At 62.5% G+C, this 22,661-nt stretch carries 18 protein-coding genes; 7 read left to right on the plus strand and 11 right to left on the minus strand.

Going from position 1 to position 22,661, the window contains the following annotated elements; translation table 11 throughout:
• Positions 1 to 14 precede the first annotated feature (14 nt).
• Positions 15 to 881 (plus strand): helix-turn-helix transcriptional regulator, encoded by an 867-nt coding sequence (locus JTF07_RS02900; RefSeq protein WP_353843854.1) that lies wholly within the window; start codon positions 15 to 17, stop codon positions 879 to 881.
• A gap of 58 nt (positions 882 to 939) precedes the next feature.
• Here the strand turns inward: JTF07_RS02900 and JTF07_RS02905 are convergent, their stop codons facing one another.
• The gene (locus JTF07_RS02905; protein WP_204232813.1) at positions 940 to 2,427 is read right to left on the minus strand and encodes an MFS transporter; all 1,488 of its coding nucleotides are present in this window, start codon (positions 2,425 to 2,427) and stop codon (positions 940 to 942) included.
• Between the two features lie 294 nt (positions 2,428 to 2,721).
• On the opposite strand from JTF07_RS02905, the gene JTF07_RS02910 reads away from it, so the two are divergent.
• Positions 2,722 to 3,771 (plus strand): homocysteine S-methyltransferase family protein, encoded by a 1,050-nt coding sequence (locus tag JTF07_RS02910; RefSeq protein WP_204232814.1) that lies wholly within the window; start codon positions 2,722 to 2,724, stop codon positions 3,769 to 3,771.
• Positions 3,772 to 3,980: 209 nt separating this feature from the next.
• Here the strand turns inward: JTF07_RS02910 and JTF07_RS02915 are convergent, their stop codons facing one another.
• From JTF07_RS02915 to gnd, 6 genes are all read right to left on the minus strand, one after another.
• On the minus strand, positions 3,981 to 4,823 hold the full coding sequence (locus JTF07_RS02915; protein WP_204232815.1) for a formate/nitrite transporter family protein: 843 nt from the start codon (positions 4,821 to 4,823) through the stop codon (positions 3,981 to 3,983).
• Positions 4,824 to 5,096: 273 nt separating this feature from the next.
• Positions 5,097 to 6,500 carry an MFS transporter gene (locus tag JTF07_RS02920; protein ID WP_353843855.1) on the minus strand — a complete coding sequence of 468 codons (1,404 nt, stop codon included), beginning with the start codon at positions 6,498 to 6,500 and terminating at the stop codon, positions 5,097 to 5,099.
• Positions 6,501 to 6,570: 70 nt separating this feature from the next.
• Complete coding sequence (locus JTF07_RS02925; protein ID WP_204232817.1) at positions 6,571 to 8,151, minus strand: class I adenylate-forming enzyme family protein; 1,581 nt, start codon at positions 8,149 to 8,151, stop codon at positions 6,571 to 6,573.
• A 135-nt stretch (positions 8,152 to 8,286) separates the two neighbouring features.
• Entirely contained in the window at positions 8,287 to 9,441 is a 1,155-nt protein-coding gene (locus JTF07_RS02930) for a PucR family transcriptional regulator (protein ID WP_502710953.1), read from the minus strand.
• 49 nt (positions 9,442 to 9,490) lie between these two features.
• Entirely contained in the window at positions 9,491 to 10,633 is a 1,143-nt protein-coding gene (locus JTF07_RS02935; protein ID WP_204232819.1) for a pyridoxal-phosphate-dependent aminotransferase family protein, read from the minus strand.
• Positions 10,634 to 10,732: 99 nt separating this feature from the next.
• Positions 10,733 to 12,274 (minus strand): NADP-dependent phosphogluconate dehydrogenase, encoded by a 1,542-nt coding sequence (gene gnd, locus JTF07_RS02940; RefSeq protein WP_204232820.1) that lies wholly within the window; start codon positions 12,272 to 12,274, stop codon positions 10,733 to 10,735.
• Positions 12,275 to 12,468: 194 nt separating this feature from the next.
• Between gnd and JTF07_RS02945 the strand changes: the two genes are divergently transcribed.
• Together JTF07_RS02945 and JTF07_RS02950 are read left to right on the plus strand one after the other, a co-directional pair.
• Positions 12,469 to 12,966, plus strand: coding sequence for a gluconokinase (locus JTF07_RS02945; protein ID WP_204232821.1), 498 nt, complete (start codon positions 12,469 to 12,471; stop codon positions 12,964 to 12,966).
• Between the two features lie 51 nt (positions 12,967 to 13,017).
• The gene (locus JTF07_RS02950; protein WP_204232822.1) at positions 13,018 to 14,421 is read left to right on the plus strand and encodes a GntP family permease; all 1,404 of its coding nucleotides are present in this window, start codon (positions 13,018 to 13,020) and stop codon (positions 14,419 to 14,421) included.
• A gap of 117 nt (positions 14,422 to 14,538) precedes the next feature.
• Here the strand turns inward: JTF07_RS02950 and JTF07_RS02955 are convergent, their stop codons facing one another.
• Genes JTF07_RS02955 through rsmA form a run of 3 tightly spaced genes read right to left on the minus strand, consistent with a single transcriptional unit; the run spans position 14,539 to position 17,170 of the window.
• Complete coding sequence (locus JTF07_RS02955; RefSeq protein ID WP_204232823.1) at positions 14,539 to 15,315, minus strand: FadR/GntR family transcriptional regulator; 777 nt, start codon at positions 15,313 to 15,315, stop codon at positions 14,539 to 14,541.
• Complete coding sequence (locus tag JTF07_RS02960; protein WP_204232824.1) at positions 15,315 to 16,262, minus strand: 4-(cytidine 5'-diphospho)-2-C-methyl-D-erythritol kinase; 948 nt, start codon at positions 16,260 to 16,262, stop codon at positions 15,315 to 15,317. Before JTF07_RS02960 ends, JTF07_RS02955 begins: the two co-directional genes overlap by 1 nt.
• Positions 16,259 to 17,170 (minus strand): 16S rRNA (adenine(1518)-N(6)/adenine(1519)-N(6))-dimethyltransferase RsmA, encoded by a 912-nt coding sequence (rsmA, locus tag JTF07_RS02965; protein ID WP_204232825.1) that lies wholly within the window; start codon positions 17,168 to 17,170, stop codon positions 16,259 to 16,261. The genes JTF07_RS02960 and rsmA overlap by 4 nt, the downstream gene beginning before the upstream one ends.
• Before the next feature lie 120 nt (positions 17,171 to 17,290).
• Here rsmA and JTF07_RS02970 point away from each other — a divergent pair, with 120 nt between their 5' ends.
• The 3 genes from JTF07_RS02970 (at position 17,291) to JTF07_RS02980 (ending at position 20,867) form a co-directional block, all read left to right on the plus strand.
• Positions 17,291 to 18,550 carry a class I SAM-dependent methyltransferase gene (locus JTF07_RS02970; RefSeq protein WP_204232826.1) on the plus strand — a complete coding sequence of 420 codons (1,260 nt, stop codon included), beginning with the start codon at positions 17,291 to 17,293 and terminating at the stop codon, positions 18,548 to 18,550.
• Between the two features lie 54 nt (positions 18,551 to 18,604).
• The gene (locus tag JTF07_RS02975) at positions 18,605 to 19,441 is read left to right on the plus strand and encodes a sulfurtransferase (protein WP_204232827.1); all 837 of its coding nucleotides are present in this window, start codon (positions 18,605 to 18,607) and stop codon (positions 19,439 to 19,441) included.
• 547 nt (positions 19,442 to 19,988) lie between these two features.
• The gene (locus JTF07_RS02980) at positions 19,989 to 20,867 is read left to right on the plus strand and encodes a C40 family peptidase (RefSeq protein ID WP_204232828.1); all 879 of its coding nucleotides are present in this window, start codon (positions 19,989 to 19,991) and stop codon (positions 20,865 to 20,867) included.
• A gap of 97 nt (positions 20,868 to 20,964) precedes the next feature.
• Here the strand turns inward: JTF07_RS02980 and JTF07_RS02985 are convergent, their stop codons facing one another.
• On the minus strand, positions 20,965 to 22,617 hold the full coding sequence (locus tag JTF07_RS02985; protein WP_204232829.1) for a glycoside hydrolase family 3 N-terminal domain-containing protein: 1,653 nt from the start codon (positions 22,615 to 22,617) through the stop codon (positions 20,965 to 20,967).
• Between the last annotated feature and the right edge of the window lie 44 nt (positions 22,618 to 22,661).

Genomic DNA, 22,661 nt, shown 5'->3' on the forward strand with positions numbered 1-22,661 from the left:
CTAGCATGGACCCCGTGGGTAGGAATGAGTCTGGCACCTTGAGCAGTTGGGAACTCGGCCGGTTCCTCAAAAGCCGTCGAGACCAACTGAGACCGTTGGATGTGGGTCTGCCCTCTGGAACGAGGAGACGCGTCACCGGACTGCGCAGAGAAGAGGTCACCGTCCTCGCCCATGTCGGGACTACCTGGTACACATGGTTGGAACAGGGACGAGACATCCACCCGTCCGAAGAGGTTCTCGTCTCGATCGCCGAGGCGCTGCGCCTCGCTCCTGAGGAACGAGCACATCTCTTCCGCCTCGGCGGTTATCGCGGTCGCGCCGAATCTCCCGAAACCGGAGCCATCGACGACCGCCTGCAGACGATGCTCGAGACGGTTATGCCCTTTCCCGCTATGGTCCACGATGTTGTGTATCAGTGGCAGTCCTACAACTCGACATACCGCTACCTCGTCGGGGATGCCGATGAGATCACCGATGGCAGCTGCATCGTCCAGCTTCTGGAGAATCCCGAGTGGAAGCACGCCTTCCGCGACGATCCCAACGAGCTCAGGCTCCTCACTGCGAAGCTGCGCACCTCATTCGCTGAGTTCCCAGACGATCCTCGATGGCCGAATCTGCTTGAGCGCCTGCGCCGTCATACTGACTTCAGCCGGCATTGGGATAGTGGCAATGTCGTGAGAGAGTCGTCGACGTCGAAGGTCATCGACAATCCCTGGGTCGGTCGACTCGACCTGATCTCGGTGGGATTCGTCGTTCAAGAGGACCGTAGGCTCACACTGTCGGTCCACCAGCCGACGAACCCTGCATCCAAGGATCGGCTGGAACAGCTTCAGAGGCTCATCGATTCGGACGAGGTCACCGCCGCCTCCCGGTACGCCTGACATCGGTCACCGGTTCACCTGACAAGCCCGCCCGATTCGTCTGACAATTCTGCCCGGCTCAGCGGGCTGATTCGACGCTGCCGGCCCCGGCGAGGTGAGATCCGCTGCCGCGGTTGACGCGGACCAGGACGAGAGCACAGACGGCGAACACGAAGGAGAGCCCGATCTGCGCCGATGACAGTACGCCGAACGATTCGATCGGGTCCGAGGCAGTGGCGAGCAGGGAGTAGAAAGCACCGAGTCCAGCGACTCCAGCGGCGATCCCGGCCTGCTGCATCGTCGAGATGAGCCCTCCCGTCATTCCAGCCAGCCGCCCGGGCACAGCTGCCATGACTGTGGCCACCAAGGGCGAGAACTGCAGAGCTTGGCCCACGGCAAGCGGCACCATCGGCACCTGCACCCACAGCTCCCACGCTTCGAGCGGAGCCAGAGTCACCATCGTGATTCCTGCGAGGCCAATCGCCTGTGCCCCGGCTCCGATGAGGAGCGTTGCGGGACCGCCTATGCGGGCCGTAATGCGATGGCACACCAGAGAGACCAGGAGGAAGATGAGGCAGAACGGAGCCAGAGCGACTCCAGACTCCCATGCCGGTTGGCCCAAGCGGATCTGCGTCAGCTGAGCAAAGTTGTACAGAAACGCGCCGTACCCGCCGAAATAGGCGAACGCCATGATCATCCCGACGAAGATCGCTGGATTCTTCAGCACGGTGGGCCCAAGCAGGGGCACAGGACTGTTCGGCTGGGAGACTGACATGATCTCGCGGTATCGCTGGTGAACAAGGAAACCAACTGCGAAGACCACCGCCAGCCCGAGTAGCGAGAGGCTTCGAACGCTCCACCCTTCGTAGGGCCCCAATGACAATCCGGTGACGAAGCACGCGATGGTCACTCCCAGCAGCAGCGCACCCGCTACGTCGATCCTCAGACCTGGTTCCCCAGCGTGCATGGGCAGCGATCGGCCGGCCCACGCCGCCACTGCTGCCGCCAAGGCGAAGACGATGAACGCTGAACGCCACCCGAGTTCGGTCCCTCCTAAGGAGATGATCCCACCGCCGAGGACTTGCCCGGCGACAGTGCCGACTCCGGAGAAGGCGGCGAACGTGCTGATCGCCCGTGCACGGGCCGACCCCGTAGTGTTGGACTGGATGAGGGCAAGTATCTGCGGCATCATCGCTGCCGCCGATACACCTTGCATCGTCCGAACGATGACAGCGGAGGCTCCGTTCCACGACAGGGCCACCATCACCGAGGTGATCGCGAGGGCGATCATCCCGCCGATGAACATTCGCCGCCGTCCGAATCGATCGCCGAGGCGTCCGCAGACAACGATGGCCGCAGCGAAGGAGGCCGCGAAGGCAGACACGATGAGCGAGAGCTGCACGGAGTCTGCGTCGAGGGTTGTCCGTATATCGGGGGCGGCGACATTCGCGAGCGCGAAGACGAACGTCGCCAAGAATGCGGCGAAATGCAGCGGCCACAGAGTCGGGCTGAACTGCCGACTGCCAGTGCCTGCCTTTGGCACGTGGTTCGCAGTTCTCTGGGTCATCTCCTCAGTGTTGCCCATCGGAACACGATAAGGCAGAGTCTGCTTATCCTGGCAGTCAGCGCACTAGGATAGGCCTGTTCGAGTCAAGCAGTGCACCAAGTTGGCCCTGACTAGGCGTGATCGGCGATTATGTCATTGTGACGACCGCAACTGATGCTTCTGTGGTTCTATGCTTAGGTCCAGCTTTCTGAGTCCGTCGGACTGGCCCAGCCAACGCCGAGTGACTGACAGCGACCGCCGACCAATGCAGGTCCGCCGTTCCCGGTGGCTCTGCCTTCACAGTGGAGAGACTTCATGACTACCACCAATTCGTTGACCCAACGCCTCGACGCCGGTCCTGTGATCTGTGCCGAGGGATTCCTGTTCGAACTCGAGAAGCGCGGCTACCTGTCCGCCGGAGAATTCGTGCCCGAGGTCGCGCTCGAATTCCCCGATGCCCTGCGCTCCCTGCACGTGGACTTCCAGCGTGCCGGATCGGACATCGTCGAAGCCTTCACCTACAACGGCCACCGCGAGAAGATGCGGGTCATCGGCAAAGAGGATCTGCTCGAACCTCTCAACCGCTCCGCCCTGCAGATCGCTCGCAGCGTTGCCGATGCCAAGCCCGGCAACTTCATGGCCGGCAACATCTCGAACTCCAACATCTGGGATCCCGAGAACGCCGATCGCCAAGCCGAAGTCCGCTCCATGTTCACCGAGATGGTGGGATGGGCCGTGGACGAAGGCGCCGATCTCATCATCGGTGAGACCTTCTACTTCGCCGGCGAAGCCATTGCTGCAGCCGAAATCGCCAAGGCCAGCGGGCTGCCCGTCGTCCTCACCCTCGCTCCCATGGCCTTCCAGGAGATGGCCGATGGTGTCGGCATCGTCGAGACCGCGCAGAAGCTCGAACAGCTGGGCGTCGACGTCGTCGGCCTCAACTGCTTCCGCGGACCCGCGACTATGCTGCCGTGGCTGAAGGAGATCCGTGCGGCAGTGTCCTGTCACGTCGGCGCCCTGCCCATCCCCTACCGCACGACACAGGACGAGCCCACCTTCTTCAACCTCTCCGACCCCCGCGCCGAGGTCGCTTCCCCGCACGGTCGCACCTTCCCCACGGCTCTCGATCCGCTGCAGACGAATCGCTACGAGATCGGCGCCTTCGCGAAGGAAGTCTACGAACTGGGCGTCAACTACATCGGCGTGTGCTGCGGCGCGACTCCGATGCACATCCGCGAGGTCGCCGAGGCGGTCGGACTGACCACCGATGCCAGCCGGTTCTCGGAGAATATGAAGAACCACTTCATGTACGGCGACAACGAACGCCTCGCTGAGAACGTCGTCGCGCTCGGTTCCACCGCCTGAGGCAAGCAGCAGTACCGCCTGCACGAAGGCGTCTGCATCTCAACGCACCACAAGTGCCATAACCACTCGCCGCAAAGTGCCATAACCACTCGCCGCAACGGGAGGTTATGGCACTGAGTGTATCCAGCGCAGTCACCGGTGTCTGCAACGCAGCGACCGGTGCCAGCAGCGGTCGGCGGGCGATGTCAGCAGATGCAGCCGGCCATCGCCTAGCTCGACGATGTCTCGAGATCGTCGAGGGATACCTTGCCCTTGCGCACGGCGCGAAGCACACGGTATGTCCGGACCACCCGGGGCAGGGTGATGAGCAGCAGCCCGCCGAGCATGTTGAACGGGATGACGATTCCAAACCATTTCAGCAGATCCAGCATCGAGATATCCGCCCCGGCCAACATGGCCGCGAAGATGACGATCGCGTTGAGGGCACCGTGGAGCATGCCGAGGCCGATGAGCAGCAGACCCGATGCCATGCTGACGATGGCAAGAACGACGTCGTTCGAGGTGCCCTGTGACATCCGGGTGGACAACGTGACAGTGGCACCGGCCAAGAGCGACAGCGCGATCATCACCACCAAGGATGGTTGGTCGAGGTACTTCATAGCCGTGTCGATCATCGTCGAGTGGTAGTCAGGAAGCGCCAGAACCATCAGCCCGGCAAAGGCGAGACCCCCGACGAGGTTGGTCACCAGGGTCACCGCCCACAGGCGGACGACCTGAAGAACATTGGCCTGGCCCGCGATCACGGCATTGATGGGCAGCAGAAACTCTTCGGTGAACAGCTCGGAGTGGGCAAGCTTCAGCGCCAGGAGACCAATGCCGAAGGCAAGACCGGCCAGCACGTCTGACCCCGTGGCCTGCTTGACCAGAATCATCGCCAGGATACCCAGGCCCACGTCGACACCGCCGAAGAACCCGGTGACGACAAGCTCCGGCCACTTCCGGTTCAGGCGCTTTGCCCCTGTGATCACGGTCGCTGTTGCCTCATCGACCAATTCGTCTTCGAGGTCGAAGTCATTCGTCCCTAGTCGCTGACGCTGCTCTCTCTGAGTCATTGTCACAGTGTATTTGTCAGACCTGTGCTTTCGTGGACCCGGTGCACCCTCAGGCCGCGCAGCTATGGGACTGCACCTGCCAGAGATTCCAAATTGGAGACACCGACTGATCCGCGATCGATTCAGTCCCGCTGCACAGCTGGAGCGATTCGCCCCTCACTGCACACCAGAAGCGCCAAAACACCCCGTTGCCACGAGATGTTTCAGCGCTCTTTGTGCGTGGTGCAGCCAAGTGGCCGCCTCAGAAAGACCACCAACGAGGCGAAACGCTATTTAGGTGTCTGCTTTGTGCAGCAGACTCCGCTCGTCCGCAGGGACTGTCTGAACTTGCTCAGCCTTTTTGAAGTCGTCCTGCCGCAGGACCAAAAGAGCTATCAGCGAAATTAGACCGGTCGCAACGAAGAAGTACCAAGGTGCGGTGATATCACCAGTGGTGGAGATGAACCATGCAGCAATCAGGGGAGCACTTCCGCCGAAGATGGCCACCGGCAAATTGTACGCAACAGCAATCCCTGTCGACCGGATCCTCGTTGGCAGCAACTCCGTCATTGTTGCGTAGGTGGACGACGCATAGAACCCGAATGAAAGAGCGCAGGCCATGAGCGGGAGGAAGAAGCTCACTGGCGTGGCTCCAGGAGCCGCCAAGAAGAACCACAACATCGACCCAGTAGCGGCGACTCCCGAAGTCAACAGGATCGGCTTCCGGCCCCACCGATCTGACATCATTCCGCCGATCGGCATGACGGCAGCAGACAGCAAACATGCACCGATCACGAACCAGAAGCGCACGGAATCCGAGAACTGCAGAATCTCGCTGATGAAGGTCGACGCATATGTGAGCACGAGGTAGAAGATCGACGCATGGACTGTGATGATGCAGAACACCAGCATGATTGCGCGCATCCAGGACAGCGTTTCGCGCAAAGGCGCCTTTGAGCTCTCCCCTGCGGCTACTATCGCTTGGAACTCTGGGCTATCTTCGAGTTTCAGCCGAATGTAGATCGCGACCAGTCCCAGCACACCTGCAAACAGGAACGGAAGCCTCCATCCCCACACGAGCATCGACTCCGTACCGATGATGGCTGATAGCCCATTCGCGACGAGGCTTCCCAGAAGGAGTCCCAGGACGGCTGTTGTCATGAGCCAACTTGTCGAATGCCCTCGTTTGCCCGGCCCGGCGTATTCGGCGATGAAGCTGGTCACAGTCCCGATCTCGCCTCCTGCGGAAAAACCTTGGATGCAACGGAGGAGAATCAGAAGGATCGGTGCTGCGACTCCGATAGTGCTGTAGGCCGGTAGGAGTCCGATACAACAGGTGGATCCGGCCATAAGTATCAGGACGATCAGCAGAGTCTGTTTCCGGCCAATCTTGTCCGCCATGGGCCCGAAGAATAACCCCCCAAGGGGTCGGATAAAGAAACTCAGTGCAAACACGGCAAAGCTGCTCAGCAGGGACACCGTCGGGTTCTCGGAGGCAAAGAATAACTGCCCCATGTACACGGCCAAGAACCCGTATATTCCGTAGTCGTACCACTCGATGACGTGCCCGGTCACGGCGCCTGCGAACGCTCTCTTTCGGCGTTGGCCGCTGACTTCCTGTATCTCGATTTCGCGCATAGTTCTACCTTTCTCAGACGCGTCGCTGCGTCGACGAGGTACGTCATGACATTGGGCCATAACGCGGAATTGCTGCAATCATCCGCTGGGGCGAGTCGAAGCCGAGTTCGGCTCGACAAACCAGTGAACCTCAGGACTCGGAGACGCCGATCTTGAACCGGCGGATCTTCCCCACGCTTGTGCGCGGGAGTTCATCAATAATGTGCCATTTCCGAGGACGAGCCGAAGGCGCTAGATTCTTCTCAGCCCAGGACGACAAGCTGTCGATGTCGAGTTCGTTCGCACCACTCCGCGCGACAACGTAAGCGTGCGGAACGATATCTCGTATGGGATCCGGAGCGGCGATGACAGCGGCCTCCAAGACCCCTGGCGCCTGAGCAATCACAGCTTCCACTTCGGTCAGGCTCACGTTCTCCCCCGAAACTTTGACGACGTCGTCGACCCTGCCGACGAATGACAGATCCCCGATCTCGTCCGATTTCGCCAGATCACCCGTCAACAGCCATTCGACGCCTGAGTCGTCAGTCAGAAAGCTCCGAGAGGTCGTGACCGTATCGTCAAGGTATTCGAGAAACAGGTCCTTGCCGCGGGTACCTGCCACAGCAATCATCCCGGGCACGTCCCCTGTGACCTCGTCTCGAGTTACAGGGTCGAGCAACTTCACAGCTCGACCTGGCAGAGGACGACCGATCCGGTCTGGCCGGGGAGGCTGCGAACGATCGTATGAGACTATCGCGATCGTCTCTGTCATGCCATATAGCTGTCTGGGCAGCACCCCCGCCAGCTGACTGAATTCCTGATGATGAGCAGGCGCAAGATTCTGCGCGTACCAGACGTGTTCGAGCTTGAGAGGCTCTGTGGCGCCTGGCGTGCGTGCCAGAATCATCCGAATCGGAGCAGCAAACAGACTGGCATGAGTGACACCAAGCTCTCTGGCCTGCTCAACCCAACGACTTGCCGAAAAGCTCGCCGTCATGGCGACCGATGCCCCCACTCTGATCGCCGAGGCGAAACAGTAGTACTGCGCATTCGCATGGAAGAGCGGCAGGGTCACGAACCACCGGTGATACGGGTCCAGCGCAGCAGCCTCGGCCATTTCCGTCGCGACCTTGAGATAGTTTCCTTGGGTCAGCACCACACCTTTGGGCTGTGAAGTCGTGCCTGAGGTGAACATGACTGCCAAGCGGTCTGTGGGATCGTGTGTCAGTTCTAGCGCCGAGGTCGAGGTGTTGCCCATCAGTGCTCCACCTGCGGAAACATCTGCCGAGGACTCTCCAAGTTCGACGATTGGCATCGTAATAACCTGCGATTGCGCGCCGGCTCGATAGTCTGCGCCTCTTTCACTGCCGCAAATGCCAAGGGCTGGCGTGACGCGACCGATCTGCGATGCGATGTCTCGAGACGATGCAGCTGGGTCGGACGGAACCATCCACGCACCGATCTTTGCGATAGCCAACCAGAGTGCGACGAACGCTGGACAGTTCTTCAGACACAGATGCACCGAATCTCCAGCATGAACGCCGTGTTCATCGAGTCTGCCTGCGACCTTGTCGACGATGCTGGAGAATTCGCCATAAGTCCATTCGGAAATAGCTCCGTCGTCGTCACGGAACCTGAGGAACAGCCGTGCACTGTGCTGCGCCACGGTGTTGTCCCAGAGCAGTGAGAAGGTATCTGCGGAAAGGGACGGGCGCTTCGAAATCACGGTCATGCTGTGGCTCCACTGTCATCGTTGACGTCTTGCGAACTTGTTGATCGTCACAATCATTGCAGGTTCGCAATTGAGCTGATAGGTCGAAGTCTCCGAATTTTCACGGTCACAGTTAGAGAAATCTCTATAAATCATTCATTTGGAGTCCGGGTTCGTAGCGAATCCACTGTCGTATGCCTCCAACGCCCACCGCAATCCGAAGAGCTCATCGATTCCGTGCTCGAAGCCTCCAGTCAGATCGCTGAACTTCTGCAGACGGTATCGGACAGTGTTCTCATGCACGTTCAGTTCTTTCGAAGTCTGCCTCACAGAGAACGATGCTCTCAGCCATGTACGAAGTGTTTCCAGAATGTCGCGGCCAGCGGCAGTGGCCGGACTGAGAGGACTTATGTACCGGTGGATCAGATACTCATTGATGTCCGTGGAATCCGGCACAGCCAGCTTCCAGGCATACGATTCCATACTGTGAACCCCTGACTGTTCTTTGCGTGCCAGCTTCCAGACCTGCTCACAGACTCGCGCCGACCTGACAAGGTGCATCAGTGGTGCGAATGGGCCGATCGCTAAGGGCACTTCCGATACTGTGACGGTCGGGGTTCGAGCAACGATGGCGACAACTCGAAGGTCGATCTGCGCAACCAGAGCCTGCGCTCGAGCTGTCGAGCCCGACGACTTCACATCACGGATGATCTTCTCGACGTCATTGCCAGAGGCCGGGATGGCCGCAACAGCATAGACTCCATCAATGTCCATACCGTGCTTCTTCGCCCGCTGCCTAGTGTCCTCGTCAATGACGGAATCTGTCGTCAACTTGCGCACCAATGAACCGATTTCGAATGACTGCTTCATCGCTTCAGTGCCCGCTCGGTAGCGGTACTCTGCCGCAGCTCCAGCGGTGAACCAATCACCAAGACGCCACAGCAGTGTGGCCCCGTCCAGCGTGTTCTGGGGATCAAGACCGGCAACTGTAGCCTTTGAGATAAACGACTCGTGCGTGGCGCTCAAGCTGATTCGGTAGGCCCGTATTATGTCCTCAATGGGCACGTTCTCGTCAATCCGAGCACGGGTAGTCGCCCTGTGCTCGGCGTTCTCTGAAACCGCGGGAATCTGCCGAGAGATCAAGACGTCCACAGCGCGCCGGGCATTTGTCCTCACTGAAGCAAGCAGTTCATCTCGGGGTACCCCCACGTAGGTTGCCAGCTCCCCATAAATCCGAGAGGCTGCAAGTTCAGCAATGCTGTCTTCATCCTCTCGGATCCTGAGGGCGACTTCCGGCAGCGCCGAGCTCACGTCAGCTCTTTAGATTTCACCACGACAGTCCTGCGCGGTCGGTGTTCCATCACGACTGCGACGTCACGCCGATCGAGTCGAGTGCGGTTTCAAGGCGGGAGATCGAGCCGTCGATGTCGCCGAGCTTGTCGAGGCCGAACAGGCCGATTCGGAAGGTGGAGAAGTCTTCGGGCTCGTCGCAATGCAGGGGCACGCCGGCAGCGATCTGAACGCCGGCTTCCTTGAACTGAGCACCGGTGGCCAGCTGCGGGTTGTCCGTGTGGACGACGACCACGCTGGGCGAAGCGAATTCCGGTGCCGCAACCGAAGGCAGTCCGCGATCGGCGAAGACCTTGCGGACCCGGTCGCCGAGTTCGAACTGTGCGGCGGCGAGCTTGTCGAAGCCGCGTTCCTTCGTCTCGAGCATGATGGCGGCATTGTGCGCGAGCGAGTCGGTGGGCATGGTCGCGTGGTACGGCGCCCGGCCTGCTTCGTATTCGTCGGCGATGAACAGCCACTTCTTCAGGTCCATGGCGAAGCTCGTCGAGGTGGACTCATCGACGGCGGCGCGGCCGGCTTCGCTGAGCATGACGTAGCCGGCGCAGGGCGAACCGCTCCAGCCTTTCTGCGGCGCGCTGATGAGGACGTCGACGCCCAGCTTCTCCTGTGAGGCCCAGACTGCACCCGAGGCGATGCAGTCGAGGACGAAGACACCACCCACGCTGTGGACCGCGTCGCTGACCTGGCGCACGTAGTCGTCCGGCAGAAGCATGCCTGAGGCGGTTTCGATGTGAGGAGCGAACACGACGGCCGGGCGCTCGCGCTCGATGGCGGCGACCACCTTGGCGATGGGGGCAGGAGCCCAGGCCGACTGGTGCTCGTCACTGAGAGGCGACGCCTTGAGCACGGTTGTCTCGCTGGCGATGGATCCTGCGTCGAGGATCTGTGACCAGCGGAAGGAGAACAGGCCGTTGCGGACCACAAGGCACTTCTTGCCCGTCGCGATCTGCCTGGCCACTGACTCCATGGCATAGCTGCCACCACCGGGGACGATGGCGACGCTGTGCGCGTCGTAGGCCTCGCGCAGGATGCGGTTGATGTCCTGCATGACGGACACGAACCGACCCGACATGTGGTTGAGTGATCGGTCGGTGAAGACCACCGAGTATTCGAGCAGGCCGTCTGGATCGATATCTTCATGTGGCAGAGTCATGTCACCAACATTGCCACGTTCGGCGATTTTGGGCCACTGCCGCTCAGCTGCAGAGACGTCGCCGCGGACGAGACGTTCCAGCGGCGGCGACCTCGGTGATCACAGCTGCACCTCGCTGCGATCACCCGACCACAGCGTATGGAAGGTTCCGGGGCGATCAGTGCGCCCGTAGGTGTGGGACCCGAAGAAGTCCCGCTGGCCCTGCACCAGCGCCGCCGAGGCTCTGGAGGTGCGGATGCCGTCGAAATACGACAGCGCCGAGGCCAGGGCTGGAATCGGCACGCCAGAGGAGGCGGCATCGGCGACCGTATCCCGCAGAGCCTGTTGTCCGGAGTTGAGCGAATCCCGGAAATACGCAGCGCCCAGCAGTGAGCTCAGATTCGGTTCGACGTCGAAGGCTTCCGTGATCCGGTCGAGGAATCTGGCCCGGATGATGCAACCCGCCCTCCAGATCCTGGCAACCTCACCGAGTTGCGTGTTCCAGCCGTGCTCCTGCGCTCCCGCGGCGATCTCGTGGAAGCCCTGCACGTAGGCGAGGATCTTTCCCGTGAACAGCGCTTGCCGCACGGTCTCAATGACCGTGTCATGGTCGACCACCGCCGAGGTGGGGGCATCGTCGTGCGCCGAATCGCGGGCTTCCTCGAACGCCGAGGTGACCGTCGAAGGACCGTCCAACGCCGTCCCGGAGGAACGCAGCACGGAGGCCGCGGATAGGGACCTGGCCGAGACCGCCTCGGCGATGGTGGCGACAGGTACGCCGAGGTCAAGGCCCGTCTTCACCGTCCAGCCGCCTGTCCCCTTGGCTCCGGCAGAATCGGCGATGATGTCGACGAACGGCTCGCCTGTGGCTGCATCGGTGTGGTCGAGGACCTCGGCGGTGATTTCGATGAGATAGGACTCGAGATCTCCTCGGTTCCATTCTCTGAAGACCTCTGCGATCTCAGGAGGGGTGAGGCCGAGCCTGCTCCTCAGAAGTGCGAAGGCCTCGGCGATGAGCTGCATATCTGCGTACTCGATCCCATTGTGGATCATCTTGACGAAGTGGCCGGCACCATCGGTGCCCACGTGCGCGATGCACGATTCCGGGTCCGCCTGGGCGCTTCGCCCGTCGCCGGGTTCGGCACGAGCCACGGTGGATTCGGCACGCGCGGCGATGGGTTCGAGAATGGGCTGCAGTCGTGACCACGCGGATTCGGTGCCGCCGACCATCATCGATGGCCCCTCAAGCGCACCGACCTCTCCCCCGGAGATGCCGACCCCGACGAATTCGATGCCGGCTTTGCCCGCGGTCTCACCGCGGGCGATCGTGTCCGTAAACAGCGAGTTTCCGCCGTCGACGATGATGTCTCCGGGTTCGAACACCTGCAGCAGGTCGCTGATCGCCGAGTCCGTGGCCGGGCCGGCGTTGACCATGAGGATCGCCACGCGAGGACCCGACAGTTTGCTGGCCAGGTCCGCCGGCGATGAGGCGACGAGGAAATCCGCTCCGTGATGCTCGGCCGCCAGTGCTCGAGCTCGGTCGACGTCGCGGTCGTAGATGGCGACTCGCGCTCCGGTCCGGCCGGTCAGATTCCGTGCGAGGTTTCGTGCGAGGTTCGAGCCCATCACTCCGGTGCCGATCACGCCCACTTCCGCGGTCATACCCAATCCTCTTCCTCGTGGCTGATAGTCATGGCTGCCAGTTACGGCGAAATGTCCAGTCACGGCGAATTGTCGCAGCTGACAGGCTCTCGCAGCGGTTGACAGTTTCACCCGTCTCATTTAGATTTCTATAAATCTGATTTAATGAGTGCAGTTTAGCAATGTCATCATATTTTTACGAGAGGCCAACTGAGATGGATCTTCCCCCGCTTGTCATCATGGGGGTGTCCGGCACGGGGAAGACACTGATCGGTCGCCGCTTGGCTGCAGAGCTCGGAGCCGCATTCGTCGACGCCGACGATCTCCACAGCCAGGACAACAAGTCCAAGATGCGCGCCGGAGTCCCTCTCGACGATGAGGACCGGTGGCCGTGGCTGAAGTCCGTGGCCAGTGAGCTGACTGAGACTCCACCTCCCATCGTCGCCTGTTCCGCTCTGCGACGCAGCTATCGTGACTACCTGAGGGCACAAGCGCCAACAACCTTCTTCGTCCATCTCACCGGGAACCGCGAGATCATCGTCGAGCATCTCGCGCGGCGTTCACACGAATTCATGTCACCGACCCTTGTCGACTCCCAACTGGACACGCTGGAACCGCTCACCGTCGAGGAAGCACATTTCCTTGCGCCCATCGATCTGTCTCCCGCCGAGGTGAGTCGATACATCATCGAGCGTCTCCCCCACACCACCTGAGCACTGTCCACCACCACCTGACCACTGACGAACCTCAAGGAAGAGGAAATTGTGACCGAGATCGAACTCAACTGGACGCTGTCGGCCCCGGCCCTGCTCGGTATCGCCGCAGCAGCCATCGTGGTGCTGCTCATCCTCATCATCCGCTTCAGGCTTCATGCCTTCATCGCGCTCGTCGTAGTCAGTGTGGTCACTGCTCTGGCCGCGGGAATCGCCCCCGGGGATCTGGTCCCCGTCATGTACGACGGCTTCGGGTCCACCCTTGCCAGCGTCGCACTCCTCGTGGGGCTCGGGGCCATGCTCGGGAGGATGCTTGAACTCTCGGGTGGGGCACAGGTGCTCACGGATGCGCTCATCAAGGCTTTCGGAGAGAAGCGTGCGCCGTTGGCCTTGGGACTGACCTCGCTGCTGTTCGGCTTCCCGATCTTCTTTGATGCCGGCCTGGTCGTCATGCTGCCGATCATCTTCACGGTGGCCAACCGCCTCGGCGGATCCCTGCTTCTCTACGCCATGCCATCGGCGATCGCGTTCTCGGCCATGCACATCTTCGTCCCTCCGCATCCCGGGCCCGTGGCCGCATCCGGACTTCTGGGCGCAAACGTCGGACTCGTCCTCATCTGCGGTCTGATCATCGCTATGCCGGCCTGGTACCTGTGCGGGTATCTGTTCGGGCTCTTCATCGGGAAGCGAATCGAGGTCTCGGTTCCCTCGCTCCTGGCCCACGATCCAGCCGAGGAGTTCGCCGACTTCAGGTCCTCACCCACACTCTCAACGGTTCTCGTCCTGCTTGCCCTTCCGCTAGTGCTCATCTTCCTCAACACCGGCCTCAACTTCGCTGGTGAGGCCGGCTGGGTCGATGCCGAGTCCACTCTGATCACTTCGCTGCGCATGCTCGGTGAGACTCCGATCGCTCTGCTCATCACGGTAGTGGCGGCCATGTGGCTGCTGGGGTGGCGGAAGAAGAAGGGCAGAGGCATGGTCGAGAACATCGTCGACTCGGCTCTGGGACCAGTCTGCTCGATCATCCTCATCACCGGAGCCGGTGGCATGTTCGGCGGTGTGCTGCGAACCAGCGGGATCGGTGATTCCATCGCCGATTCTCTGGCGGCCCTGGGGCTGCCGGTCATCGTGGCCGGATTCGTCATCGCCGCGATCGTGCGCATCGCCCAAGGTTCAGCCACGGTCGCGCTCACAACTGCGGCGGCACTCATGCAGCCGGTCGTCGTCGGCAATCCGGACTTCTCGAGCCTGCAGGTCGTGGCCATCGTGCTGTCCCTGGCCGCAGGCTCCGTGGTCGCCAGCCACGTCAACGATTCGGGCTTCTGGCTGGTCTCCCGGTTCTTCGGCATGGACACGAAGACCACTCTGAAGACCTGGACCGTGGCTCAGACCATCCTCGGGCTGGTCGGCTTCGCCCTCAGCCTCGCCCTCTACGGTGTCGTCAGCGCATTCTGACCAGCCGGTCTGAGGGGCGGTCAGCCTGTCCGTAGAGTCGAGACAGCCTGGTCTGCCTGGAGGATCGCCAGCCTAGCCTGCCTGGAGGATCGTCAGCCTGGTCTGGCCCAAGGGTCGTCAGTCCGTCTTGAGGCGCGGCTGGCCCGCCCAGGCATCTTCCATCTCGGCGAAGGCTCGATCCATCATCTTCGTCATCGCAGCGTGAGCACGATCGGGGTCCCCGTTGCCGATGGCATCGGCAACGTCGAAGTGCCATTGCAGCGCCTCTGGATGGGGGAACTTCGGCATCAGCCCGGCGTGCGTTCGACCGCGCAGGATTTCGGCGACGACCGAGTCGAAGGAAGCGAAGAGTTCGTTGCCGCCGGCTCTCAGGACTGCCCGATGATAGGCGATATCGACCTCCAGCACAGCCTCAACATCGCCTTTGCGTCCGCTGGTGCGCATTCTGGCGGCCAATCCCATGATCTCCTCGGCCGCTTCGCCTGAGGCATGGATGGCGGCCAAGTGTGCAGCCTGAGGTTCGATGGCGACTCTCAGCTCGGTCAGGGAACGCAGTTGGAGCGCCGGGGTGGCGGCCATTCGCCACCGCACCACCAGAGGGTCGAGTATGGTCCATTCCCGCATGGACAGAATCACCAGCCCCAAGCGGCGGATCGGCTTGACCATCCCCAGGGACTCCAGAACACGCACCACTTCGCGCACCACCGAGAGCGAGACTTCGTATCTCACACGCAGCTCCTCGGCCCGGACGACCGTTCCCGCTTCCAGGTCACCGGTGACGATGTCAGTGCCGATCGAATTGAGAAGACTTTCGTGGAGGTTGCCGCCAGACATCCGACTGCTCGTCCGATCGTCAGCCGCAGAGCCCGGACCAGGATCCTTCGCTTCGGCCATCAGTGCTCGATGATGTGGGCGCCGGGGGCAGGTCCCGTGGTCCGCAGCGCTTCCTTGACTCCGCGGGTGGCCTGGAGCAGGACCGCGAGGTCAAGGGCGTGATGGGCGTCGCGGGCGAGGAAGCCGATCGTCGGGCCTGAGCCGCTGAGCAGGGGCAGGAGAGCACCGGCTGCACGCCCGGCCTCCATCACCTCGGCGAGTTCGGGCATGGCCGATATCGCGGCATCGGTGAGGTCGTTGGCGGCCGCGGTGGCCAGGGTGTCCGGGTCGCCGGCGGCGAGTGCCGTGAGCACCTCGGCGGGCACGACCGCCGGTTCGGGGTTCGGGGTGAGTTCGTCGAATCGTGAGTACATCGCCGGCGTCGACAGCTGCCTCGCCGAGGTGGCCATGACCCAGTGGAATGATCCGCGGGTGAGGACGGGGCTGAGTTTCTCCCCGCGTCCGTGGCCGATGGCCGTTCCTCCGTGGAGGAGGAAGGCGACGTCGGCCCCGACTCCGACCGCGCAGTCGTGGAGGATCGACTCCTCGACTCCCCCGACAAGGTGGGCGGCACCGCACAGTGCTGCGGCCGCGTCGGCCGATCCCCCGCCCATACCGCCGGCGACGGGGACCTGTTTGTCGATGACGATGTCGAGCTCGCGCAGGACGTCGACGTCGCGTTCGTCTTCGAGGGCTGCGATGAGGAGGTTGATGGCCTTGCGGGCGAAGTTCGACTCGTCCTGGGGCACCTCGGCGTCTCCGTAGCGACCGCCGACGACGATCGAGGAGCTCCCGCCAGGGACCAGGGTCACGGTCTCATTGAGGTTGAGTGCCTGGAACACCGTCGCGAGTTCGTGGTATCCGTCATCGCCGGCCCCACCGACGCCGAGGTGGACGTTGATCTTGCCCGGCGCCTGCACCTTCACCGGCGTCAGGGTCTTCGGGCACGAGTGCAGCTGTGCGCTCATGATCGTGCGCTTCCCGTTGCGGAAGTGTCACCCTGTGCGGCGCCGGCTGCGGCGAGTCGTTCGAAGTCTGCGACGCCGAGGGCTTCGCCGCGCGTCTTGGGGTCGATGTCTGCAGCACGCAGCAGCTCTTCTGCTCGCTGTGCGCTGCCGGCCCACGTCGCCAGGGCAGCGCGCAGGGTCTTACGACGTTGGGCGAATGCGGCGTCGACGACGCCGAACAGCCGACGTCGCTGTTCCGGATCACGGTGGGTGCGGGTGACATCGATGTGGACGAGTCCGGAGTCGATGTTCGGGGCCGGCCAGAACACGTTCTTGCCGATGCGTCCGGCCAGAGTGACGTCGCCGTACCACTGGGCCTTGACGCTGGGCACACCGTAGGTGCGGGATCCGGGACCGGCAGCGAGTCGTTCTGCGACTTCGAGTTGGACCATGACGAGCACGGACTCCAGACTCGGGAAGATCTCGAGGAAGTGCAGCAGCACCGGGACCGCAACGTTATAGGGCAGGTTCGCGACCAGAGCATCGGGTGCCGTGGGCAATTCGGTGACCCTGAGCGCATCGGCATTGACGAGTTCGAAGTTCGCGGTCTCGTCGGCTGCGGCTGTGCTCTGCCCGTGCTTATCTGCTCTCTTCCCGTACTTCTCAACCGTCGCAGGCAGGCGGGCGGCCAGGACCTCATCGATCTCAACGGCGGTGACATGGTGTCCGGCTTCCAGCAGCCCCAGCGTCAGCGAGCCCAGGCCGGGCCCGATCTCGACGACGCTGCTGTGGTCCTGGAGCTTCGCGGACGTCACGATCGAGCGCACGGTATTGGGGTCGATGACGAAGTTCTGCCCCTTCTGCTTAGTCGGGCGCAGACCGATGTCGGCGGCGATTTCGCGAATGTCGCGTGCGGTCAATAACGTCACAGCCAACAACTTACAGCACTCATTCCCAGGCACAATCACCGAGCACTCCCGACGCGATTTCCTTACGCTCCTGCAACATCGCAGTCAGACTGCTGACGCCAGGACGATAGGGTGAACGGTATGGATCCGCAGACACTCACCGAACTCCTCGACGTCTCCGTCCTCGACCGGCTCGACCGAATCGAGGACCTGCCTGCCGATGAGCTCGCCCGATCATCGGCGCTGCGCAAGGAAGGCTATTCCGCCGAGGTGACCGCTGGCCTGCTCACACAGGCCCAGCTGCGCAAAGACGCTGTGAAGAAGCTTGGTCCGTTCGCCGAGGACATGCTGTTCACTCGTGACGGTCTGGCCCAAGCCACACGGCTGCCGGTGGCCGCCCATCACGCCCGCCGCCTCCTCGGCGAAGGCAAGGACACCGGTGGCGACGAGGGTGCTGACGGCAGTGCTGATGCGGCAGATTCCACACCCACGATCGCGGATCTGGGCTGTGGGATCGGCGCCGACTCCTTCGCCTTCGCCGGGATGGGCGCCCAGGTCACCGCCGTCGACGCAGACGAGGTCACGGCCGCCATCGCCAGCTTCAACCTCCGCCACCTGGCCAATGCCAGCGTCGAGCACGCCCGCGCCGAAGACATCGACACCTCCGCATTCGACGCCCTGTGGTTCGATCCGGCCCGCCGCACAGTCGGGAAGGGGTCCAAGAGCGGCTCCACCGCACGCATCTTCGACCCCGAAGACTTCTCCCCTTCCCTGTCCTGGGTCATCGACAAGGCGCTCGCAGCGAAGGCCGCAGGCGTCAAACTCGGACCGGCGCTCGACCACAGCCTCATCCCCGATGAGGCCGAGGCACAATGGGTCTCCCACCTCGGCGAAGTCGTCGAGGTCTGCCTCTATTTCGGCGAGGCCAGGCAGCGTCCCGGGCGCAGCGCTCTCGTCATGGGCGAGCGCACACTCCTCGTCCACGAAGATGATCTTCCCGCCGACGATGAGGACGGCGTCGGTGAGCTCGGTCAGTACCTCCTCGAACCCGACGGCGCGATCGTGCGCGCCGGACTCGTCACCGCACTGTGCGGACCCTTGCAGGCTCGCCGCGTCCACCCGAAGATCGCCTACCTGACCACGGACGCCGAACCCAGCGGCCCGGCCGCTGCCGGGGTCACCACCTATGAGGTCGCCGATGTGCTGCCGGCGAAGATCCCGAGCCTGCGCAAGGCCCTCATCAGCCGCGGCATCGGCTCGGTCGTGATCAAAAAGCGCGGAGCTGATATTGTTCCTGACCAGGTCAGGCGTCAACTCAAATTGCCGGCCGGAGACAAGGCGACACTGGTCTTCACCCGCCTGGGCGATCGTCATGTCGTCCTCCTGACCCAACCCTGTTGAACCGTCCCAACCCTGCCGAACTCCCTGCGCCCCACCTCACTAGGAGAATCCCCCATGAACCGCTCCGACGTTCTCATCACCGCCGACGAGCTCCTCGCTCGCCTCTCCGACGACGGATCCACGCCGAGGCTGCTCGACGTCCGCTGGACATTGCAGAATCCTGATGGCCGCGAAGACTTCACCGCCGGGCACATTCCCGGAGCCGTCTACGTCGACTTGGACACCGAACTCGCCGCACACTCCGAGACTGACCCCACAGCGGGACGACACCCGCTGCCGTCTGCCGAGGCATTCCAGGACCAGGTCCGGGCCTGGGGCATCGACCAGCTCACCGACGTCGTCGTCTATGACGATAATTCGGGCCAGGGCGCCGCGCGCGCCTGGTGGCTGCTGAAGTGGGCGGGTATGAAGGCACGAGTCCTCGACGGCGGCCTGCAGGCTTTCGTTGCCGCCGGAGGCGAGTTGGCCACCGGAGCCGGTGACCCCGTCCAGCCGAGCACCGTGACGATCTCCCCCGATTCGATGCCCGTCATCGACGCCGACGCGGCAGCAGCATGGACAGGGGTCCTCCTCGATGCCCGCGCCGGCGAACGTTTCCGTGGAGAGACCGAGCCGATCGACTCACAGGCCGGCCACATTCCAGGCGCCACGAGCGCGCCCGCCAGCGAAAACACCGCAGACGGCCAGTTCCTCGATGAGGAGACTCTGCGGTCGCGATTCTCGGCCCTCGGCGCTCTCGACCACCCCGTCGGCGTCTACTGCGGTTCAGGCGTCAGCGCCTGCCACAATGCCTTGGCGCTGGCGACCCTCGGTGTTGAGACGAGCCTCTACCCGGCCAGCTGGTCGGGATGGTCATCCGACCCGGCCCGCCCGGTCGCAACTGGAGCCTGAGAACCTCCCGGCTTCACCCGCAGTCGGCAGCCGCGAACAGCAGTTCCATCACCAACGGTCGGCAAGTCCACCTTGATCTCAGCCCAGATATCGAGGGCACGTGCCGACCGTCTGCCATTCGCACCCCTCACACCCCGGCGCGAGCCCACCCGGAACGTCGAACCCCCGCCCTCGCTCTCGAGTCGGCATTCTTCGTCGCAGAATTGTCATTTTCGAGCTGTTACATAGGCCGATTTGTTACATACAAGCATGGAAGATGGTGAGAGATGGGTCATATCACCACCGGACAGCACCAGGCAAACGCGCAACTGTTACAGAAACTTCAGCGCAGAATAAGCTTCTGACCTGCATTGTTACCCACTGAGATGAAAACTCCTCGCCCAATGTAACGAAAACGTGACATTAGGTCACTGATTGGTTACAGTTGTGAAGGTCGGTCGCGAGAGTGCCGACTTCACAGCGAGAACCGCACGCCACGCTCGATGTGAAATCACTAAGGACCGAAAGTGGCGGTTGGGATTCTTCCAATAGGTGACGAGAGGAAAACGTGGCAACTAAGCAGCATGGCCGCCGAGCCGCAGAAGCCAAGGTCAAGACTCCCCTGACCGAACTGACCGATATCCTGAACGCCAACTCCGCCGTCTTCGGACGCCGTGCAGCCGTTGTCGCTGCCAGCGGTGGCCTGCTCACCGCAGCAGTCCTTCCGGCAGCAGGCCAAGGGGCCGAAGACAAGGCCTCAGTCTCCGCGGAGTCAGAAGCTCAGACGCAGGTCGAGTTCAAAAACCAGTCGGCGACCGTCGCGGCGGACGAAGGCTCGTCTTCTCAGGGCAAGGACAAGAAGCAGAGCGCCTCCATCGGTGTCGATGTCGAGAACATCACTGCTGAGGCCGCTCCCAAGCCGAAGCCGAAGCCGAAGCCAGAACCCGTCGAGACCACCGAAGACGAACCAGCCGACGAGGCTGCTCCGGCTCCAGAACCCGCAGAAGACAACTCAGGCGACTCCGCCAACACCGGCTCTTCGGACTCCGGCGACGAGGACAAGGGCGAGAGCAAGGACTCCGGTTCCGATGCAGGCTCAATGGACGGCTCGAAAGCTGAGCAGGTCATGAGCTGGGCAGCCAAGGGCGTCGGCACTCCATATGTCTACGGTGGAACCTCGCAGAGCGGCTGGGACTGCTCCGGTTACACCAAGTGGGTCTACGGCAAGGTCGGTGTCGATCTGCCTCGCAACTCCGGTGCACAGAAGGCCGCTGGTCAGGTCGTCTCCCAGTCGGAGGCCAAGCCCGGTGACCTCATCTGGCACCCAGGTCACGTCGGCATCTACGCCGGTGACGGTCAGATGTACGATGCCGGCTCACCAGGGTCAGGCACCTCGAAGCGCAGCTACAGCTGGATGGGTGACGTCACCTTCATTCGCGTTCTCTGATCCGGTTACACGAAGAACCCCTCGTCCGCCTTGATGGTCCCAGCCGGACGAGGGGTTTTTCGTGCCCTGCCGCAATGCTGCGGTCTGGGATGCTGCTTCAGCTGCAGTCCGGAGCCTTGTCGCTTCCGTCGTAGTCGACGGGCAGCTTGCCTGAGGCACTGAGATCACCCTTGAGCCATTTCGCCACGGCCTTCAGCGCATGGGGATTGCTGTCATAAGCCGTCACTGCCGACTGTGCCGAGGTAGTGCGCATCGTCCACGGTGCAGCGGTACCGACTGCCACCTCGGCGGAGGTGTCCGGGCTCAGGCTCACGCTCGTCCCACCGGAGCCGACTGTGAGACCCGCGTCCTTGGCCGCCTTGGTCAATTCGGTCTTCTCCTTCTCGCTGCCGCCGACGATGGAGATCGAGTCGGTGCCCTCGAATGCGCACTCCCCTTTGAGGACCGTCAGTGATTTCTCAGCCACATCGGTGAGGACCTTCTGCGGATCCTCGGAACCGGCTGGCCCGGAGTCGCTCCCTGACCCGGAGTCGTCCCCATCGGAATCGTCGGTCATCGTCTTCTGGGTCTTCGCAGTCGCCAGCTGCATCGCCACCACGCGCTCTGCCTTCTTCTGCAGTTCGGACTTCTTCAGGTCACCGTCCTTCATGGCCTTGACCACCGCCTTCTGTGCGGCGGTAGAATCCGGTGGCATCAGCGCGAGATCCGCGCCGGCGGACAGCGCCTTGACGGTCTCTATCCCACTCTGGTTCTGGTCCACAGCCTTCATATTGAGGGCGTCGGTGATGATGACTCCGTCGAAGTCGAGCGTGTCCCGCAGTGACTGATAGGCCTTCTCATTCAGCGTCGCCGGCGTCGTCTTCGCATCCGGCAGGCCGATGTGTCCCATCATCACCATCGGGACGCCGGCCTTCACGGCGGACTTGAACGGCAGCAGGTCCGTGTCCTCGAGTTCCTTGATGCTCTTCTTCGACACCGGCAGGCTCTCGTGCGAGTCGACGTGAAGTCGACCATGGCCGGGGAAGTGCTTCGCGGAACTGGCGACACCGCCGAGGTGGTATCCGGTCGCAGCCTGTGCAACCACCTCGGCGGCTGCCTTGTGATCGTCACCGGCCGAACGCACGTTGATGGCCACGTCATTCTCACCGGTTGTGACATCGGCGTCGGGGGCGAAATCGATGGTGAAGCCCAGGTCGGTGAGGTTCTGGCCCTGCACCTTGGTCGCGGTCTGCGTCAGGTCGGGATCCTGGGTCGCTGAGAGCGCCATCAGCGGTGGGAACGGCAGCGCGCCGGTGCCCAGTCGCGAGACCGGACCGCCCTCCTGATCGACGCCGATCGACACGGGCTGTCCCTTCGAACGTGCCGCGTTGACTGCTTCGGTGACACCCTTGACCTGGTCAGGAGTCGGATTCTCGGGCAGATTGTCGGCCATGACGATCAGCCCACCGAGGTTGTTGTCCTTCAGCAGGTTGACACCGGTCTGAATGTCGGTGCCCGACCAGGTGCCGATGATGAGGGATCCTGCCAGCTCATCGTCGGAGAACGATTCGACGATCTCCTTCGCCTCGTCGGCGAAGTCAGCGGGGCCGATGTCTGCGGGCTCGGCGGCCTTTTCGGGTTCGGCCCTCTGTGCCGATTGCGGGGCTTCGGCTTCCCCGGTCTTCTCCGGTTGCGGGTCGGACGTTCCACCGGAGCAACCGGTCAGGGCGAGCACGGCGGTTGCAGCGATGATGCCAAGTCTGGGGCGCATAGCACCATGCTAATCGTCGAAGATGAACCAACGGTCGAACGCGG

It is taken from the genome of Brevibacterium sp. RIT 803, from assembly GCF_016892625.1.
Taxonomy (GTDB): domain Bacteria; phylum Actinomycetota; class Actinomycetes; order Actinomycetales; family Brevibacteriaceae; genus Brevibacterium.

What these genes read in the sequence shown, in the direction of transcription:
- JTF07_RS02935 (WP_204232819.1), bottom strand. Translation starts at nt 10,633, where the DNA reads ATGACTCTGCCACATGAAGATATCGATCCAGACGGCCTGCTCGAATAC.
- gnd (WP_204232820.1), bottom strand. Translation starts at nt 12,274, where the DNA reads ATGACCGCGGAAGTGGGCGTGATCGGCACCGGAGTGATGGGCTCGAAC.
- JTF07_RS02975 (WP_204232827.1), top strand. Translation starts at nt 18,605, where the DNA reads ATGAACCGCTCCGACGTTCTCATCACCGCCGACGAGCTCCTCGCTCGC.
- JTF07_RS02985 (WP_204232829.1), bottom strand. Translation starts at nt 22,617, where the DNA reads ATGCGCCCCAGACTTGGCATCATCGCTGCAACCGCCGTGCTCGCCCTG.
- JTF07_RS02905 (WP_204232813.1), bottom strand. Translation starts at nt 2,427, where the DNA reads ATGACCCAGAGAACTGCGAACCACGTGCCAAAGGCAGGCACTGGCAGT.
- JTF07_RS02925 (WP_204232817.1), bottom strand. Translation starts at nt 8,151, where the DNA reads ATGACCGTGATTTCGAAGCGCCCGTCCCTTTCCGCAGATACCTTCTCA.
- JTF07_RS02960 (WP_204232824.1), bottom strand. Translation starts at nt 16,262, where the DNA reads ATGAGCGCACAGCTGCACTCGTGCCCGAAGACCCTGACGCCGGTGAAG.
- JTF07_RS02920 (WP_353843855.1), bottom strand. Translation starts at nt 6,500, where the DNA reads ATGGCCCAATGTCATGACGTACCTCGTCGACGCAGCGACGCGTCTGAG.
- JTF07_RS02970 (WP_204232826.1), top strand. Translation starts at nt 17,291, where the DNA reads ATGGATCCGCAGACACTCACCGAACTCCTCGACGTCTCCGTCCTCGAC.
- JTF07_RS02955 (WP_204232823.1), bottom strand. Translation starts at nt 15,315, where the DNA reads ATGGCCGAAGCGAAGGATCCTGGTCCGGGCTCTGCGGCTGACGATCGG.
- JTF07_RS02910 (WP_204232814.1), top strand. Translation starts at nt 2,722, where the DNA reads ATGACTACCACCAATTCGTTGACCCAACGCCTCGACGCCGGTCCTGTG.
- JTF07_RS02945 (WP_204232821.1), top strand. Translation starts at nt 12,469, where the DNA reads ATGGATCTTCCCCCGCTTGTCATCATGGGGGTGTCCGGCACGGGGAAG.
- JTF07_RS02915 (WP_204232815.1), bottom strand. Translation starts at nt 4,823, where the DNA reads ATGACTCAGAGAGAGCAGCGTCAGCGACTAGGGACGAATGACTTCGAC.